This is a genomic window from Desulfovibrio sp. DV (genome assembly GCF_001936595.1).
Taxonomy (GTDB): Bacteria; Desulfobacterota; Desulfovibrionia; order Desulfovibrionales; family Desulfovibrionaceae; genus Solidesulfovibrio.
The window spans coordinates 41604-56742 of sequence record NZ_MLBG01000007.1; the positions used below are offsets into that span (position 1 = coordinate 41604).

9 protein-coding genes are annotated in these 15139 nt (G+C 62.3%); 6 read left to right on the plus strand and 3 right to left on the minus strand.

Annotated elements, in window-relative coordinates:
• Positions 1 to 41: 41 nt before the first annotated feature.
• The 3 genes from clpP (at position 42) to lon (ending at position 4557) form a co-directional block, all read left to right on the plus strand.
• On the plus strand, positions 42 to 656 hold the full coding sequence (clpP, locus tag DVDV_RS03385) for an ATP-dependent Clp endopeptidase proteolytic subunit ClpP (protein WP_075353307.1): 615 nt from the start codon (positions 42 to 44) through the stop codon (positions 654 to 656).
• A 54-nt stretch (positions 657 to 710) separates the two neighbouring features.
• The gene (clpX, locus tag DVDV_RS03390) at positions 711 to 1964 is read left to right on the plus strand and encodes an ATP-dependent Clp protease ATP-binding subunit ClpX (protein WP_075353341.1); all 1254 of its coding nucleotides are present in this window, start codon (positions 711 to 713) and stop codon (positions 1962 to 1964) included.
• Between the two features lie 133 nt (positions 1965 to 2097).
• The gene (gene lon, locus DVDV_RS03395; protein ID WP_075353308.1) at positions 2098 to 4557 is read left to right on the plus strand and encodes an endopeptidase La; all 2460 of its coding nucleotides are present in this window, start codon (positions 2098 to 2100) and stop codon (positions 4555 to 4557) included.
• A gap of 106 nt (positions 4558 to 4663) precedes the next feature.
• On the opposite strand, the gene DVDV_RS03400 is transcribed toward lon, so the two are convergent.
• From DVDV_RS03400 to DVDV_RS03410, 3 genes are all read right to left on the minus strand, one after another.
• The gene (locus DVDV_RS03400) at positions 4664 to 4963 is read right to left on the minus strand and encodes a nucleotidyltransferase family protein (protein WP_075353309.1); all 300 of its coding nucleotides are present in this window, start codon (positions 4961 to 4963) and stop codon (positions 4664 to 4666) included.
• Entirely contained in the window at positions 4956 to 5375 is a 420-nt protein-coding gene (locus tag DVDV_RS03405) for an HI0074 family nucleotidyltransferase substrate-binding subunit (RefSeq protein ID WP_075353310.1), read from the minus strand. Before DVDV_RS03405 ends, DVDV_RS03400 begins: the two co-directional genes overlap by 8 nt.
• 67 nt (positions 5376 to 5442) lie before the next feature.
• A complete protein-coding gene (locus tag DVDV_RS03410; protein ID WP_075353311.1) occupies positions 5443 to 6627 on the minus strand; it encodes an HD domain-containing protein in 1185 nt (394 codons plus the stop codon).
• A 64-nt stretch (positions 6628 to 6691) separates the two neighbouring features.
• On the opposite strand from DVDV_RS03410, the gene DVDV_RS03415 reads away from it, so the two are divergent.
• From DVDV_RS03415 to DVDV_RS03425, 3 genes are all read left to right on the plus strand, one after another.
• Positions 6692 to 7639, plus strand: coding sequence for a biotin--[acetyl-CoA-carboxylase] ligase (locus DVDV_RS03415; RefSeq protein WP_075353312.1), 948 nt, complete (start codon positions 6692 to 6694; stop codon positions 7637 to 7639).
• A gap of 69 nt (positions 7640 to 7708) precedes the next feature.
• Positions 7709 to 11404 carry a pyruvate carboxylase gene (locus tag DVDV_RS03420; RefSeq protein ID WP_075353313.1) on the plus strand — a complete coding sequence of 1232 codons (3696 nt, stop codon included), beginning with the start codon at positions 7709 to 7711 and terminating at the stop codon, positions 11402 to 11404.
• A gap of 77 nt (positions 11405 to 11481) precedes the next feature.
• On the plus strand, positions 11482 to 15069 hold the full coding sequence (locus DVDV_RS03425) for a PEP/pyruvate-binding domain-containing protein (RefSeq protein ID WP_075353314.1): 3588 nt from the start codon (positions 11482 to 11484) through the stop codon (positions 15067 to 15069).
• The last annotated feature ends 70 nt before the right edge of the window (positions 15070 to 15139 follow it).

A 15139-nucleotide genomic window follows, 5' to 3' on the forward strand; every position in this document is an offset into this window, starting at 1 on the left:
CCGTCGCAAGCCGTCGCCCCCGGCATACCAAAGGGAACGTGATGGCCACCATCCCCATAGTCATCGAAACGACCGGTCGCACCGAACGTGCCTATGACATTTATTCGCGGCTGCTTCGGGACCGCATCATCCTGCTTGGCGACGCTGTCGACGACCACATTGCCAACCTGATCTGCGCCCAGCTGCTCTTTCTCGAATCCGAGGATCCCGAGAAGGAAATTTTCATGTACATCAATTCCCCGGGCGGCGTTGTCTCGTCGGGGCTGGCCATCTACGACACCATGCGCTACGTGCTGCCGCCGGTTTCCACCCTGTGCCTGGGACAGGCCGCCAGCATGGGAGCCCTGCTCCTTTGCGCCGGGGCCACGGGAATGCGCTACGCCCTGCCGCACAGCCGCATCATGATCCACCAGCCCTCTGGCGGATACCAGGGACAGGCCACGGATATCGAGATCCATGCCAAGGAAACCAGGCGCACCCGTGACACCTTAAACGAGATCATGGCCCACCATACCGGCCAGGATATCGAGAAAATCAGGGTGGACACCGAGCGCGACAATTTCATGAGCGCCGAGGAAGCCGTGGCGTACGGCCTTATCGACAAGGTGTTGACCACCAGGGAACCGCTTGGAAAAAAGGAACCCGAACAGGCCTAGGACTGGTTGGCGGTTAAAATGGCCCGGAATGCCGGGCAGGGTGGGTTTTCCCGTATGACGAGGAAGAAAAGTACCGTGTCGGGCGAGTTGTGTTGCTCGTTTTGCGGCAAGAACCAGGACGAGGTGCAGCGGCTCATCGCCGGCCCGGATGTCTATATCTGTGATGAATGCGTGGCCCTTTGCAACGAGATCATCGCCCAGGAATCCGTCAGCGAAGAGACCGAGGGGGGCAAGCTGCTGGCTCCCGCCGAGATCAAACGCCTGCTCGACGATTACGTCATCGGCCAGGAACAGGCCAAGAAGATTCTGGCCGTGGCCGTGCACAACCATTACAAGCGCGTCTACTACGCCAGCGCCGCCGGCGCCGACGACGTCGAAATCGACAAGAGCAACATCCTGCTGATCGGCCCCACCGGCTCCGGCAAGACGCTGCTGGCCCAGACCCTGGCCCGGATTCTAAACGTCCCCTTTGCCATCGCCGACGCCACCACGCTGACCGAGGCCGGCTACGTGGGCGAGGACGTGGAAAACATCCTGGTCCAGTTGCTGCAAAACGCCGATTACGACATCGAGGCGGCCAGCAAGGGCATCATCTACATCGACGAGATCGACAAGATCGCGCGCAAGGGCGACAGCCCGTCGATTACCCGCGACGTGTCGGGCGAGGGCGTGCAGCAGGCCCTTTTGAAGATCATCGAGGGAACCGAAGCCAATATTCCGCCCAAGGGGGGCCGCAAGCACCCGCAGCAGGAATTCATTCGCCTCAACACCTCCAATATCCTGTTTATCGTCGGCGGCGCGTTCATCGGCCTGGAAAAGATCGTGGGCCAGCGGATGCGCGGCTCGGCCATGGGCTTTGGGGCCAAGGTCGAGGCCAAAAACGACGACGACATGTCCAAGCTGCTCACCCAGGCCCATCCGGCCGACCTGATCAAGTTCGGGCTCATCCCTGAATTTGTCGGCCGTATCCCCATCCTGACGAGCCTTGAAGAATTGACCCAGGAAGACCTGGTGCGCATCCTGACCGAACCGAAAAATGCCCTGGTCAAACAGTACCAGAAGCTTTTCGAACTGGACAAGGTGCAGCTGCGTTTCTCCAAAAACGCCCTGGATTCTATTGCGCACAAGGCCATAGAACGCAAAACCGGCGCACGCGGCCTTCGAAACGTCATGGAAACCATCATGCTGGAAATCATGTACAAGCTGCCGTCGCTGTCCGGCGTCAAGGAGTGCGTGGTCAACAAGGCTGTGGTGGAAAAGGGCATCGAACCACTTCTGTTTTATCATCAGGAAGTGAAAACGGCCTGACACCCCTGTCTCCTCTCGTTTGACAACGGGTTATCCGGCCTTACCTCACTTTCTGCCGCCTTGCCGCCGGATCGGGTGACACCCGGTCCGACGGTGGCGCGAGCCGAAATAAACCCCGTGAGCGGGAGGTTGCATGACTGGATTTACCTTCGATAACAACCGGTTCGCCGCCGAGACCATACGTCTGCCCATGATGAGCCTGCGGGAAGTCGTGATGTTTCCGCGTTCCATAGCCCCCCTTTTCGTCGGCCGCGAGGCTTCGATCAAAGCCATCGAACAGGCCGTCGCCGCCCATGACAAGAAAATTTTTCTGGTCGCCCAGCGTTCGCCGGAAACCGAAAAGCCCACCTCCGAAGACCTCTTCGAGATGGGCACGGTGAGCAAGATTCTGCAGATGCTGCGCCTGCCCGACGGCACCATCAAGGTGCTTTTCGAGGGCCTGTACCGGGCCGAGTGGGAATCCGAGACCATGACCATGGGCGAGGACGCCAATTATCCCATGGTCACGGTGCGCCGGGTGCCGGAAGAGGAGACCCATGGTCCCGAATCCGATGCGCTGATCCGGGCCACCCAGGAGTCGCTCGAGCACTACGGCCGCATCAACAAGAAGCTGGCCCCGGAAACCATTCTGGCCATCAATTCCATCACCTCCCCGGGCCGTCTGGCCGATGCGGTGATGCCGCACCTCAAGGTGGACTACATCAAGAAGCAGGGCGTGCTCGAAGAGCTCGAACCCATGCGCCGCCTGGAAGAGACCTATGCCTTTCTCCAGGGCGAAATCGAAATATCCTCCATCGAAAAGCGGATCAAAAACCGCGTCAAGCAGCAGATGGAGAAGAACCAGAAAGAGTACTATTTAAACGAACAGATAAAGGCCATCAACAAAGAGATGGGCCGCGAGGACGATCCTGCTGCCGAGGCCGTTGAATTCGAAAAGCGCCTCGAAGAAAAGAACATGCCTGAGGAGGCGCGGGAAAAGACCCTGCGCGAGATTAAAAAGCTGCGCCAGATCCCGCCGTCTTCGGCCGAATACACGGTTGTGCGCAACTACGTGGAATGGATTCTGGATCTGCCCTGGCAGGTCTACCAGGACACCGATCTCGACATCCTGGCGGCCGAGGCCATCCTCAACACCGACCACTATGGCCTGGACAAGCCCAAGGAACGTATCCTTGAGTTTCTGGCCGTGCAAAAGCTCGTGGACCGCATCAAGGGACCCATCCTGTGTCTGGTCGGCCCTCCGGGCGTCGGCAAGACGTCTCTGGCCAAGTCCATTGCCCGGGCCATGGGCCGGGAATTCGTCCGCCTGTCCCTTGGCGGCGTGCGCGACGAGGCCGAGATTCGCGGCCACAGGCGCACCTATGTCGGGGCGCTGCCGGGCAAGATCATCCAGTCGCTCAAACGCGTGAAGTTCAACAACCCGGTCTTTTGCCTGGACGAAGTGGACAAGATGAGCACGGATTTCAGGGGCGATCCCTCTTCGGCCCTGCTCGAAGTGCTCGATCCCGAACAGAACTACGCCTACAACGACCATTATCTCGATCTGGACTACGACCTGTCCAAGATCTTTTTCATCACCACGGCCAACTCCCTGCACTCGATCCCGCTGCCCCTGCAGGACCGCATGGAGATCATCCGCATTCCGGGCTATCTCGAAACCGAGAAGGCGCAGATCGGCAGCCGTTTTCTGTTGCCCAAAAACATCGAACAGCACGGCCTGTCCGGGGACAACATCACCCTGACCGACGACGCCCTGGTGACCATCATCCGCCGCTATACCCGCGAGGCCGGCGTGCGCAATCTTGAACGCGAGATCGCCAGTGTCTGCCGCAAGGTGGCCCGAAAGCTGGTCGAGGGCAAGGAATCGGAAGGGGGCTTTGAGATCAGCTCGGCCAACCTCGAATCCTACCTCGGCGTGCCCAAGCATCGCCACGGCGAGATGGAGCCTTCGCCCAAGGTCGGGTTGTGCACCGGCATGGCCTACACCGAGGTCGGCGGCGAACTGCTCATGGTCGAAGCGGCCATCATGCCCGGCACGGGCAAGGTGGAGATCACCGGCAAGCTTGGCGACGTCATGCAGGAGTCGGCCCGGGCGGCGCTGTCCTACCTGCGCTCGCGCTCGGGGCTGTATGGCCTCAAGTCGGATTTCCATAAGGAAATCGACATGCACATCCACGTGCCCGAGGGCGCCATTCCCAAAGACGGCCCGTCGGCCGGCATTACCCTGGCCACCACGGTCATTTCGGCCCTGCTCAACATTCCGGTGCGAAACGACATCGCCATGACCGGCGAGATCACCCTGCGCGGCCGGGTGCTGCCCATCGGCGGCCTTCGCGAGAAGCTTCTGGCCGCCCACCGGGGCCTTATCCGTACGGTGCTCATCCCGTCCGAGAACGAAAAAGACCTGAAAGACGTGCCCGAGCCGATCCTCAAGGACATGGAGATCATCAAGGTCGAGAGCATGGACGAGGTGCTCTCCAACGCCCTGGTGTGCGAGGGGCAGGCCCGCCTTTTTTGCGGCCGCGACGAAAACGCCGCGCCCCTGTCCGAATCGCTGCTCAAGGAAGAATACCGCCTGGAGCATCGCCACTAGGCCGACTCCGGGGCTGGCCGCAACACTGCGGCATCCAAAAGCTATCCACTGCCGGGACGGTTCGCCGTCCCGGCTTTTTTTTATGGACCAAGGCAGGGGGGCAGAGTCAGGCCGGGAAAACCGGGACGCAACAGGCGTCAATTCTGTGGCGAAAGGCCGGTGAGACGGCGTTGTAGTCCACAACATCAACGAGAAAGGGCAGGTCGGAGGCGGCAAAGGCGTCGCGCAGGGCCTCCAGGCGGGAAAGCGGCAGCGGGGCGGCGGCACACAGGGCCACATCGAGGTCGGAGAAGGGGCGGGCCGTGCCCCGGACCCGCGAACCATAGGCCAAAGCGCCCACTCCCGGCAGGTGTTCGGCCAGAATGCGCCGGACTTCGGCCAGATGTCCGGGGTCAAGGTCAATCATTGCGCTCGGCCAGCCGGGCCAGCAGGGTGCGGGCGTGGGGCAGGAACTGCCGGGCCACGGCGTACACGTCCAGAGCTGTGGCTCCATCATAGGTGTGGGAGGTCTGATTTCGGGCCTCGCCAAAGGAAAACCAGGGCAGGGGATCGTCCAGGAGTCCGTACCGGGCGGCCTGTCGAAACAGGTCCTTGCGGGACCTGGGAAAATCCGCTGCGTCAGGCGCGGCGTTTTCCCGAAGCCATCGTTGGAGATATTTCCAGCTCTGCTCGTAAGCGACTTCGAAATGTTGAATAATTCCTGCCTGAACGGTGTCTCGCAAGGCCTCGTCGATGGCATCGAGGCCGCTTGCTGTGGCGTCGAGGGACCGGGCCAGGGCATCAATGGCCTTGGCCAGGCTTGTCAGGTCGAGGGCCACGGAAACCTCCTTGGCGGCGAAGAGTCACCGTATCCTGTCACGGCGTAAACACCTTTTGCCCACGCTATCAGTCGCCCGGCAATTCCAGCGGGGCGTCGCTGTCCCCGTGTCCTTCGGGAGAGCGGCCCTGGGACTTGTCGTGCTCGGCCAGTTTCTGGCAGCGCAGGTTGCGCAGCCGCTCGCCCGAGATCGGCCCGCGCTGGCGCTGGCGGCCGGGCAGATGCACCGAGAGCATGACCTTGAGGTCGCGCTTGGCCAGGGGAAAGATGTCATGGCCGCTGTCGGCCTGGACCAACGCGAAAAGCGGTTCCACCATCTCATGCTTGTGCAGCCAGCTGAGCATGTCCACCCGGGTGCCGGCCCGCAGTTCCTGGTAGCGCGCCGCCTTCATGTGCAGCTTGGCCGCCGCCACCCCGGCCTCGCGCACGCGGTTGGGAAGCTTGAGCCGGCGGCCGACTTCCTCGGCAATGGCCACACCCCGGTCGTCATGGCCGTGATGGCGCGGCCATTCGCACTGGGGCGTGGTGATCTTGCCCAGATCGTGGCAAACGGCCATCCAGCCGGCCAGCGGTTCTCCGGCCAGCTTGTCCACCACCTTGAGCATGTGGGCAAAAATGCTGCCGTCATGGAATTCGGGCGGCCCGGCCGGAATGTGGCGGGCGGCCTCGAGTTCGGGCAGCCAGGGCAGCAGACAGCCGGTTTCGGCCAGAAGCGAGAAAAATCGCGACGGCATGGGCGCATCCAGGGCCTTGCGCACTTCCTGGGCCACCCGCTCGGCAAAAACATCGGACAGCGCGCCGCAGGCCGCAACCGCCCGCATCTGGGCAATAAGCTCGGGATGGGGCGAGAAATCCGGCAACGAGGCGGCAAACCGGGCCGCCCGGTAGACCCGCAGCGGATCGTCGAACATCGACATCTCGCCGCACGGGCGCAGCAGCCGGTCGCGCAGATCGGCCAGGGCCAGGGGATGGAAATGCAGCCGCCCGGCAATGTGCCGGGAATCGCCCATGGCCATGGCGTTTATGGTGAGGTCTCTGGCCAGCAGATCCTCGTTGATGTCATCCCCACGCGGCCAGGCATACTGGGCGCTGCCCAGCATGAAAACCGGAAAGGTCTTGCCGACTTGCCGTGCCCTTCGATACCGTCGGACAAACGCCTCGGGCGTTGCGTCGACAATGAGGTAATCCTGGTCCACAACCGGTCGGCCGAGAAGAATATCGCGGACCGCGCCGCCTACGAGATACCGTTTCATGCTTAACTCCGGGGCGGACATTGGCCCAAAACCCTTGAAAAATCCAGGGGCACAGACAAAGGGAATGCAAAACCCCTTCGCCGGCGGCGGCATCTGGCTGCGAACCTCGGGGGACGAGGCTCTGGCCGGACAGATTTCGCCTGAAATATTGGCTAGTTGCCATCCGATCTGGGCAGCCGATGCCGCTCGCCTGGCTCCCTGGCGCGAAGTGGTCCTTGGCCCGCAGTACGGGCCGGCGGCCGGGCGCTGGCTTGAGGCTCTGGGGCCGGGCGGGGCTGCGGCCGACGCCGTGTTGCTTGTCGGCCCGTGCGCGTCGAGCCTGGATGTGGCCTGGGAGTTGGCCGCAGCCGGGTGTCTGCCGCCTTTTGCCTCGGTGGTGGCCGTGTCCCAGACCCGGGGCCGGGGCCAGATGCGCCGGGACTGGGTTTCGCCCCCGGGAAATTTGTACGCCGCCCTGGCCTGGCCCGTGGCCAGCGGCAATCTGGCGGCCATGGCCCCGGTGGTGGTGGGGGCCTGCCTGTCGGATGCCCTGTATGACCGGGGGTTTCCCACCCAGGTGAAATGGCCAAACGATCTGCTGGTATGCGACCGGAAAATCGGCGGCATCCTGCTGGAAGAGCGGGGTGGACGGATCCTGGCCGGAATCGGTATAAATTTCGCCAGCGCGCCCGATGCGGCGTTGCTTCGTCGGGATCACGCCGCCCCGGCCGCCAGTTTGCAGGTGTTTGGCGAGGTCCCGGGCGCGGTTACGCTGTGGAGCGACCTTGTGAAGTCCGGGCAAACCTGCTACCTCCAGTGCGTTGCGCTATCAGACTCAAATGCCTTATCCCGTTTTGTCGAGCAGCGCCTAGCATGGCTTGGCCGGGAAGTGTTTGTGCGCGAGAGCGGGACGGATGGTTTTCGGGCGCGGATCATTGGTTTGGCCGAGGACGGGGGACTTCGGCTGAGACGTATTGATTCCGGCCCAGGGCAGGATTTGACGCTTCATAGCGGGAGTATATCCCTCCTTTGATGCCGGCCCCCGCCGGATCGTCACTCTTTAAGCGAATGGACAGGTCGCCCCCAGGGGTCAGAGGACAGCATGATCGCCAAGACGTTTCAGGAAGTGCTTTCCGAAGTTGAAGGAAAGAAGATTCTGGTCGCCAACCGGGGCATTTCCGCCCGGCGGGTTCTGCGTTCCATCCGTGAACGGCTTCGCGCCATCCCCGTGCTCACCGTCACCGATGTGGACATGACGTCCCCGGCGACGGCCGGAGCCCATGAGCTTATCACCCTGGGCCCTGATCCCAGAGCCTACCTGGATATCGACGGCATCATCAAGAAAGCCAAGGCCCGCGGCGTCGTGGCCATCCATCCGGGATGGGGATTTGCCTCGGAAGATTGCGAATTCCCCCGCAAATGCGCCGAAGCCGGCATTATTTTCATCGGCTCTTCGGCCGAGGCCATGAAGAGCCTTGGCAACAAGGTCGAGGCCCGTCGGCTGGCCATGAATCTGGGCATCCCGGTCGTGCCCGGCTCCGAAGGCTCGGTAACTATTCCCGAAGCCCGGGAAATTGCCAAAAAAATCGGCTTCCCCATCATGCTCAAGGCCGAGGGCGGCGGCGGCGGCCGGGGCATCTACGAAATTTATTCCGAGGCCCAGCTCGAGTCCGCCTTTTCCAAGGCCTCGGCCATGGCCCAGGCCTCGTTCGGCAACCCGCACCTGTTTGTCGAAAAGCTTTTGACCAGCGTGCGCCACATCGAAATCCAGGTGGCCGGCGACCGCTTCGGCAATGTCTTCGCCTTTGACGAGCGCGACTGTTCCGTGCAGCGCAACCACCAAAAGCTCGTGGAGATCACCCCGTCGCCCTGGCGCGGCATGACCGAAGAACTGCGCCAGCGCCTCAAGGACTACGGCGAGCGCCTTGTGCGCGAGACCGGATATTATTCCCTGGCCACGGTGGAATTTCTGGTCGATGCCGACGGCGAACCGTACATGATCGAGGTCAACACCCGGCTCCAGGTGGAGCACGGCATCACCGAATGCCGCTACGGCGTGGATCTGGTCGAAGAGCAGATCAACATCGCCTTTGGCGGCAAGCTGCGCTTTAACTGCGCTGATACGCGCCCGCTGCTCCAGGCCATGCAGCTGCGCATCAACTGCGAAGACCCCAAGCAGAATTTTGCTCCCAACGCCGGGACCGTCACCCGCTACCTGTCCCCGGGCGGCCAGGGCATCCGGCTCGACTCCTGCCTGACGGCGGGTTACGAATTCCCCACCCAGTATGATTCGGCCGGGGCGCTTTTGATTTCCTACGGCCGCAACTGGCCCAAGGTCGTTTCGGTCATGGAACGGGCCTTGCGCGAGTACATCATCGGCGGCCTCAAGACGACCATTCCGTTTCATCGCCAGATTCTGCGCCATCCGGAATTTATCAAGGGCGACTTCGACACCAAGTTCATCAACCAGAATCCCTATCTGCTCAATTACCTGGACGAGGAGCCCGAAGCCCTGCGCCTGTCCTGGCTCGTGGCCGAAATCGCGGCCCGTGGCTACAACCCCCACGTCCAGCTCGGCAAATACCGGGGCCGTGAAGACTACCGCCTGGGCCGGTTTACCCCCCATCTGCCCGAGGTGGACCTGCGCAGCCCGGAAAGCCCCTACCCGCGCGGCGACCGGCAGGCCGCCCTGGACATGGTGCGCGACTCCGGCAAGGTCCATTTTGTGGACACCACCACCCGGGACATCACCCAGTCCAACAGCGGCAACCGTTTCCGGCTGGCCGAGGACGAACTGGTCGGGCCGTATCTCGACAACTGCGGCTTTTTCTCGCTCGAAAACGGCGGCGGCGCGCACTTCCACGTGGCCATGATGGCCAACATGACCTACCCGTTTACCGAGGCGGCCAAGTGGAACGAGTTTGCGCCCAAGACCATGAAGCAGCTGCTCATCCGCTCGACCAACGTGCTTGGTTACAAGCCCCAGCCGCGAAACCTCATGCGGCTGACGGGCGAGATGATCTGCGAGCATTACGACATCATCCGCTGCTTTGATTTCCTCAATCACATCGACAATATGTATCCGTTTGCCGAGGTCGCCCTGTCCCGGCCCGGCATCATCTTCGAACCGGCCATCTCCCTGTCCTATGCCCGGGGCTTTGACGTGCCCCATTACCTGGGTGTGCTGGAGGCCATTCTCGACCAGACAGCCAAGGCCGGCGGCATGACCAAGGCCAAGGCCGCCAAAAGCATTATCCTGTGCCTCAAGGACATGGCCGGCATGTGTCCGCCGCGTTTCGTCAAGGCACTTATTACCGCCATCCGCAAGGCCTATCCCGAACTGGTCATCGACTACCATCGCCACTACACCGACGGCCTGTTCGTTCCGGCCGTGGGCGCGGCGGCCGAGGCCGGCTGCCACATCGTGGACACGGCCATCGGCGCATCCGTGCGCTGGTACGGCCAGGGCGAGGTGCTCTCCACCGCGGCCTACATCGGCGAAGACCTCGGTGTGCCCGTGGCCCTGACCAATGAAAATAAGGATATGATCCGGGCCGCCAACTTCGTGCTCAAGCAGATCATGCCCTATTACGACCGTTATACCGCTCCGTACTTCCAGGGGATCGATTACGACGTCGTGGAGCACGCCATGCCCGGCGGGGCCACCAGCTCGTCCCAGGAAGGGGCCATGAAGCAGGGCTACATCCACTTGCTGCCCTATATGCTCAAGTTCCTGGCCGGCACCCGCAAGATCGTTCGCTACCATGACGTCACGCCCGGTTCCCAGATCACCTGGAATACCGCCTTCCTGGCCGTCACCAGCGCCTACAAGGTCGGCGGCGAGCGGGCGGTCAAGGACATGCTCGAAGTCCTCGAGGTTGTGTCCGAACATCCTGACGAGTGCCTGACCCCGGCGGCCAAGCACGACCGGCTCCTGCTTTACGCCAACTGCAACGACGCCTTCCGCAATCTGCTTCTCGGCAAGTTCGGCAAGATGCCGCTCGGGTTCCCGCCGGACTGGGTCTACGAAAGCGCTTTCGGGGCCGACTGGAAGGGGGCCATCGAGGCACGCACCGAGGAGTCGCCGCTGGATGCCCTGGGCGAGATCGACATGGACGCCGAGATGGCGGCGCTCACCAAGCAGCTTGGCCGGGAACCCTCCAATGAGGAGTTCGTGCTCTATCTCAACCATCCGGGCGATGCGCTCAAGACCATGGAATTTCGCAAGAAATTTGGTGATGCCAACCGCCTGCCCCTGGATGTCTGGTTCGAGGGCCTGGAGCAGGGTGAAGAGCTGACGTTCTCGGACAGCCAGGACAAGCCGCACCACCTCTCGCTCCTTGACATTTCGCGTCCCGACGTCAGCGGCATGGCCACCGTGCGGTATGTCCTGGATTCGGAAATCCTCAGCCACCAGGTCCCGGTGGCTGCCGCCCAGGGCGGCCCGGCCAGCCAGGTCGAGATGGCCGATCCCAGCAATCCCTACCATGTGGGTGCGCCGGTCTCCGGCGACCTGTGGGTCATGCACGTCTCGCCCAACGACTACGTGAAGACCGGTGAGGAGCTCTTCAACATCTCCGTCATGAAGCAGGAAAAGACCGTGGCCGCGCCCTTGGACGGCATTATCAAGCGGGTGATCAAGAATGCTGATTACGCCAATGACCGCAAGATGGTTCCGGTCAAGGAAGGGGAGCTTTTGGTCGAACTGGGACCCGTCACCAAGGACTGCCCGACCTGCCATCAACCTGTAGGCGAAGAGCATTACAAATTCTGTCCCAACTGCGGCCAGCAGGTGTAAATTTCACCACGAACGTGTTAACGGTGGCCGGCCAAGACGATCCGGACCACCGAGCCTGGAGAGACAAGGAGGGGAGAATGGCCAAGACCCAAGCCAACGATAAACCGCGCCAGGACGACAATGCGTCCGCTCCGGGACAGGACGCGGCTTTCGATACTGCCAAGACGCTCATCCTGATGGGAGCCGACATTGTCGGCATCGGCGAAGAAGCCGAAATCCTGGTCGGTGGGAAGAATTATAATACGGCGCTCATCAGCCAGATCCAGGGCATCCGGGCGCCCCAGTTCCGGGCTGTGTCCTCGGTGGCCTTCCACCGCGTTCTCGACGAGACCAAGGTCAATGCGGCCCTTATCCGGGAAGTCGTCAACGACGGTTACCGCCGGGTCAACTGGACCGACGAGGAAGTCAACAGCGATCCGGAATACATGAAAAACCTCGTGCGCGATCTGGCCGAGGAAGTGCGTTCCAAGACCGCCGACGCCCCGGGTTCGTCGATTAAGTTGCGCACGTTTATAAACAACGTGGTCGAAGGCTTCGCCACCTCCCCCGAAGGCATCGACCAGCTGCGCAAACGCTCCGTCCTGGTCCAGGTGGCCATCTTGTCCGTGGATATGCCGGCCGAAGTCCGCGAGGCCGTATCCAACGGCTACAACGACATCTGCCGCGAGGCCGGCCTGGAAGACGTGCCCGTGGCCGTGCGTTCCTCGGCCGCCGGCGAGGACAGCCGCAAAAAGGCCTTTGCCGGACTCCAGGACACCTATCTCAATATCGTCGGCGCGGCCCAGTGCGTGCGTGCCTACCAGTGGGACTGCGCCTCGGCCTACAACCTGCGTTCCATGACCTACCGCCGCGAGGCCATCCTCGACGCCGTGGCCCTGGCCGAGCGCACCGGCGACGATTCCATCGCCGAACAGGCCAAGCTCGAATGGGCCATTGAGAACACCTCGCTGTCCGTGTGCATCATGCGCATGATCAACCCGGTGATCTCCGGCACGGCCTTTGCCGCCGATACCGCCACCGGCTGCCGGGGCACCTCGCGAAACGACCTCGTCTCCATCGACGCCAGCTACGGCCTGGGCGAAGCGGTTGTCGGCGGCATGGTCACCCCGGACAAGCTCTACGTGTTCCAGCGCGACGACGGCTCGGAAGTCGTCATCCGCAACATGGGCTACAAGGATAAAAAGATCGTCTACGACGACCAGGAAGGCGGCACCAAGCTGGTCAAGGTTTCCGAAGAGGAAGCCTACCGCTGGGCGCTGTCCCTGGCCCAGGCCGAGGAAGTGGCCCGGGGCGTGCGCGCCATCTCGGTCGCCTACGGCAACTGCATCATGGATACGGAATTTTGCATCGATGAGTCCGACCGCCTGTGGTTTGTCCAGGCTCGGCCGGAAACCCGCTGGAACGACGAACTGGAGTTGCATCCCCACACCATTTTCATGCGCCGCATGGAAGTGGAGAAGCGGGCGGCCCTGGCCGCCGAGGTCATCCTCGAAGGCAACGGCGCGTCGCGCGGGGCCGGGCAGGGCATGGTGCGCTTTTTGCGCTCGGCCCTGGAGCTCAACAAGATCCAGAAGGGCGACATCCTGGCTGCCGAGCGCACCGACCCGGACATGGTGCCTGGAATGCGCGTGGCCTCGGCCATCCTGGCCGATGCCGGCGGCGACACCAGCCACGCCGCCATCACCTCCCGCGAGCTGGGTATCCCGGCCATCATCGGCATCCAGCGCGCCGAGACCCTGCGCTCCCTGGACGGCCAGTATGTGACGGTTGACGGTTCGCGCGGCTGTGTCTACCGCGGCCTGCTGCCGCTGGTCGAAGTCGGCGGCGAGATGGATCTGGCCAAGCTGCCCGACACCAAGACCAAGGTCGGCCTGATCCTGGCCGACGTCGGGCAGGCGCTCTTTCTGTCACGTCTGCGCAGCGTCGGGGACTTTGAAGTGGGGCTGCTTCGGGCCGAATTCATGCTCGGCAATATCGGCGTGCATCCCCAGGCCCTTGAAGCCTATGACAACGGCACGCTGCCAACCCTCATTGACACCAAGGTCAAGGAACTCGACGCCAAGCTGACCAAGATCGTGCGCGACCAGCTCGGAGCCGGGTTCATAAACGTCCAGATCAAGCTGCGCAGCTACGTCGGCCTGGTAACGGGCCTGTCGGCTGAACTGGAAACCCTGGCCGACCATTCCGGCGCCCGCGGCACCGACGAAGTCATGGCGGTCCATCGCCGCATTCGGGAGTTCGAGAAAAAGCTCGACCACCATCTCGAAGAAGTCACCCGCCGGCTCGATCTGCTCAAAACTTCGGCCGACCTGGAAACCCATGTGGCCATTATTCTCGGCTACTGGGACGAGATGCAGCATAAGGCTGTCGATCCCGACGCCATCAAGCGCCGCTACGAGATCAAGGCCCGCATCGAAGACCGTGTGGCAGCCGTGGCCGAAGAACCCATGGTCAAGGACACCCTGGCCAAGATTGCGGCCATGCGCCAGGAAGTGGCCCGGCAGATCGGCATCAAGAGCCAGCTCGACGATCTGACCGCGCTTTTGGGCAAAATTCGCAAGCAGCTCACTTCGCGCGGGTTCCGCAGCGGCAAGGAGCTCTACGTCCAGACCCTGTCCCAGGGCCTGGGCCTTTTTGCCATGGCCTTCCACGGCAAGCCGATCCTGTACCGCACCACGGATTTCAAATCCAACGAATACCGGAACCTGCTTGGCGGCAACCTGTTCGAGGCGCTGGAAGACAACCCCATGCTCGGCTACCGGGGCGTGTCACGCAACATCCACGACTGGGAAATCGAGTCGTTTAAGCTGGCGCGCGGCATCTACGGCGGGAAAAACCTCCACATCATGCTGCCGTTCGTGCGCACGGTGGAGGAAGCCACTTCCATGAAGCGCTATCTTGAGCGGGTGCACAAGCTCCAGTCCGGCGATGATGGGCTCAAAATGTTCATCATGTCGGAAATCCCGAGCAACGCCATCCTGGCCAAGCAGTTCATCCAGGAGTTCGACGGCTTCTCCATCGGCTCCAACGACATGACCCAGATGGTGCTTGGCACCGACCGCGACAACCCGGCCCTGCGCCACATCTATGACGAAGAAGACCCGGCCGTGGTCTGGGCGCTTTTGGTCACCATCTTTGCCGGCCAGAAGTACGGCAAGAAGGTCGGTTTCTGCGGCCAGGGCGTGTCCAACAGCGTCATCCTGCGGGGGCTGGTCGCCATTGCCGGCATCGTGTGCGCGTCGGTCGTGCCCGATACCTACTATCAGACCAAGTTCGACATGGCCCATGTCGAGTCCGAGGGCATTGCCGTGGACGGCCTTGGCAAGTGGCTTGGCGAGCAGCATCTGGCCCGGCTCAAAGTGGTGCTCCAGGACAATAAATACGAACACATCGCTAAAAAATACGACACCGCTGCGGACATCAAGGACTGGTACGACGGCGAGTTGACGCGCCTTGGCGAGCAGTTGCGCGAAAACCTGGAAACGGCCAAGGCCAATTTCTACCGCCAGGAGATGGAGAACTTCCGCCGTCTGTTCCACAAGCCGGCCCTGTATGCCACCTGGGACTGGACCGGAACGGTGTTTGACGCCCTGCGCCAGGCCGGTTTTGACAGCTACGAGGAGCAGGCCACGGCCCTGGCCGCCCAGCGCGCCAAGAAGTGGTAGGCCGCTTCAAGCCTTCAAGGAAAAGGCCTCCCGGTTCGCCGGGAGGCCTTTTTTATGGTCCGGGGCTGGG

Bases quoted from the DNA above. Each gene is read 5' to 3' on its own strand.
- DVDV_RS03420 (WP_075353313.1), top strand. From the start codon at position 7,709: ATGATCGCCAAGACGTTTCAGGAAGTGCTTTCCGAAGTTGAAGGAAAG.
- lon (WP_075353308.1), top strand. From the start codon at position 2,098: ATGACTGGATTTACCTTCGATAACAACCGGTTCGCCGCCGAGACCATA.
- DVDV_RS03415 (WP_075353312.1), top strand. From the start codon at position 6,692: ATGCAAAACCCCTTCGCCGGCGGCGGCATCTGGCTGCGAACCTCGGGG.
- clpP (WP_075353307.1), top strand. From the start codon at position 42: ATGGCCACCATCCCCATAGTCATCGAAACGACCGGTCGCACCGAACGT.
- DVDV_RS03410 (WP_075353311.1), bottom strand. From the start codon at position 6,627: ATGAAACGGTATCTCGTAGGCGGCGCGGTCCGCGATATTCTTCTCGGC.
- DVDV_RS03400 (WP_075353309.1), bottom strand. From the start codon at position 4,963: ATGATTGACCTTGACCCCGGACATCTGGCCGAAGTCCGGCGCATTCTG.
- DVDV_RS03425 (WP_075353314.1), top strand. From the start codon at position 11,482: ATGGCCAAGACCCAAGCCAACGATAAACCGCGCCAGGACGACAATGCG.
- clpX (WP_075353341.1), top strand. From the start codon at position 711: ATGACGAGGAAGAAAAGTACCGTGTCGGGCGAGTTGTGTTGCTCGTTT.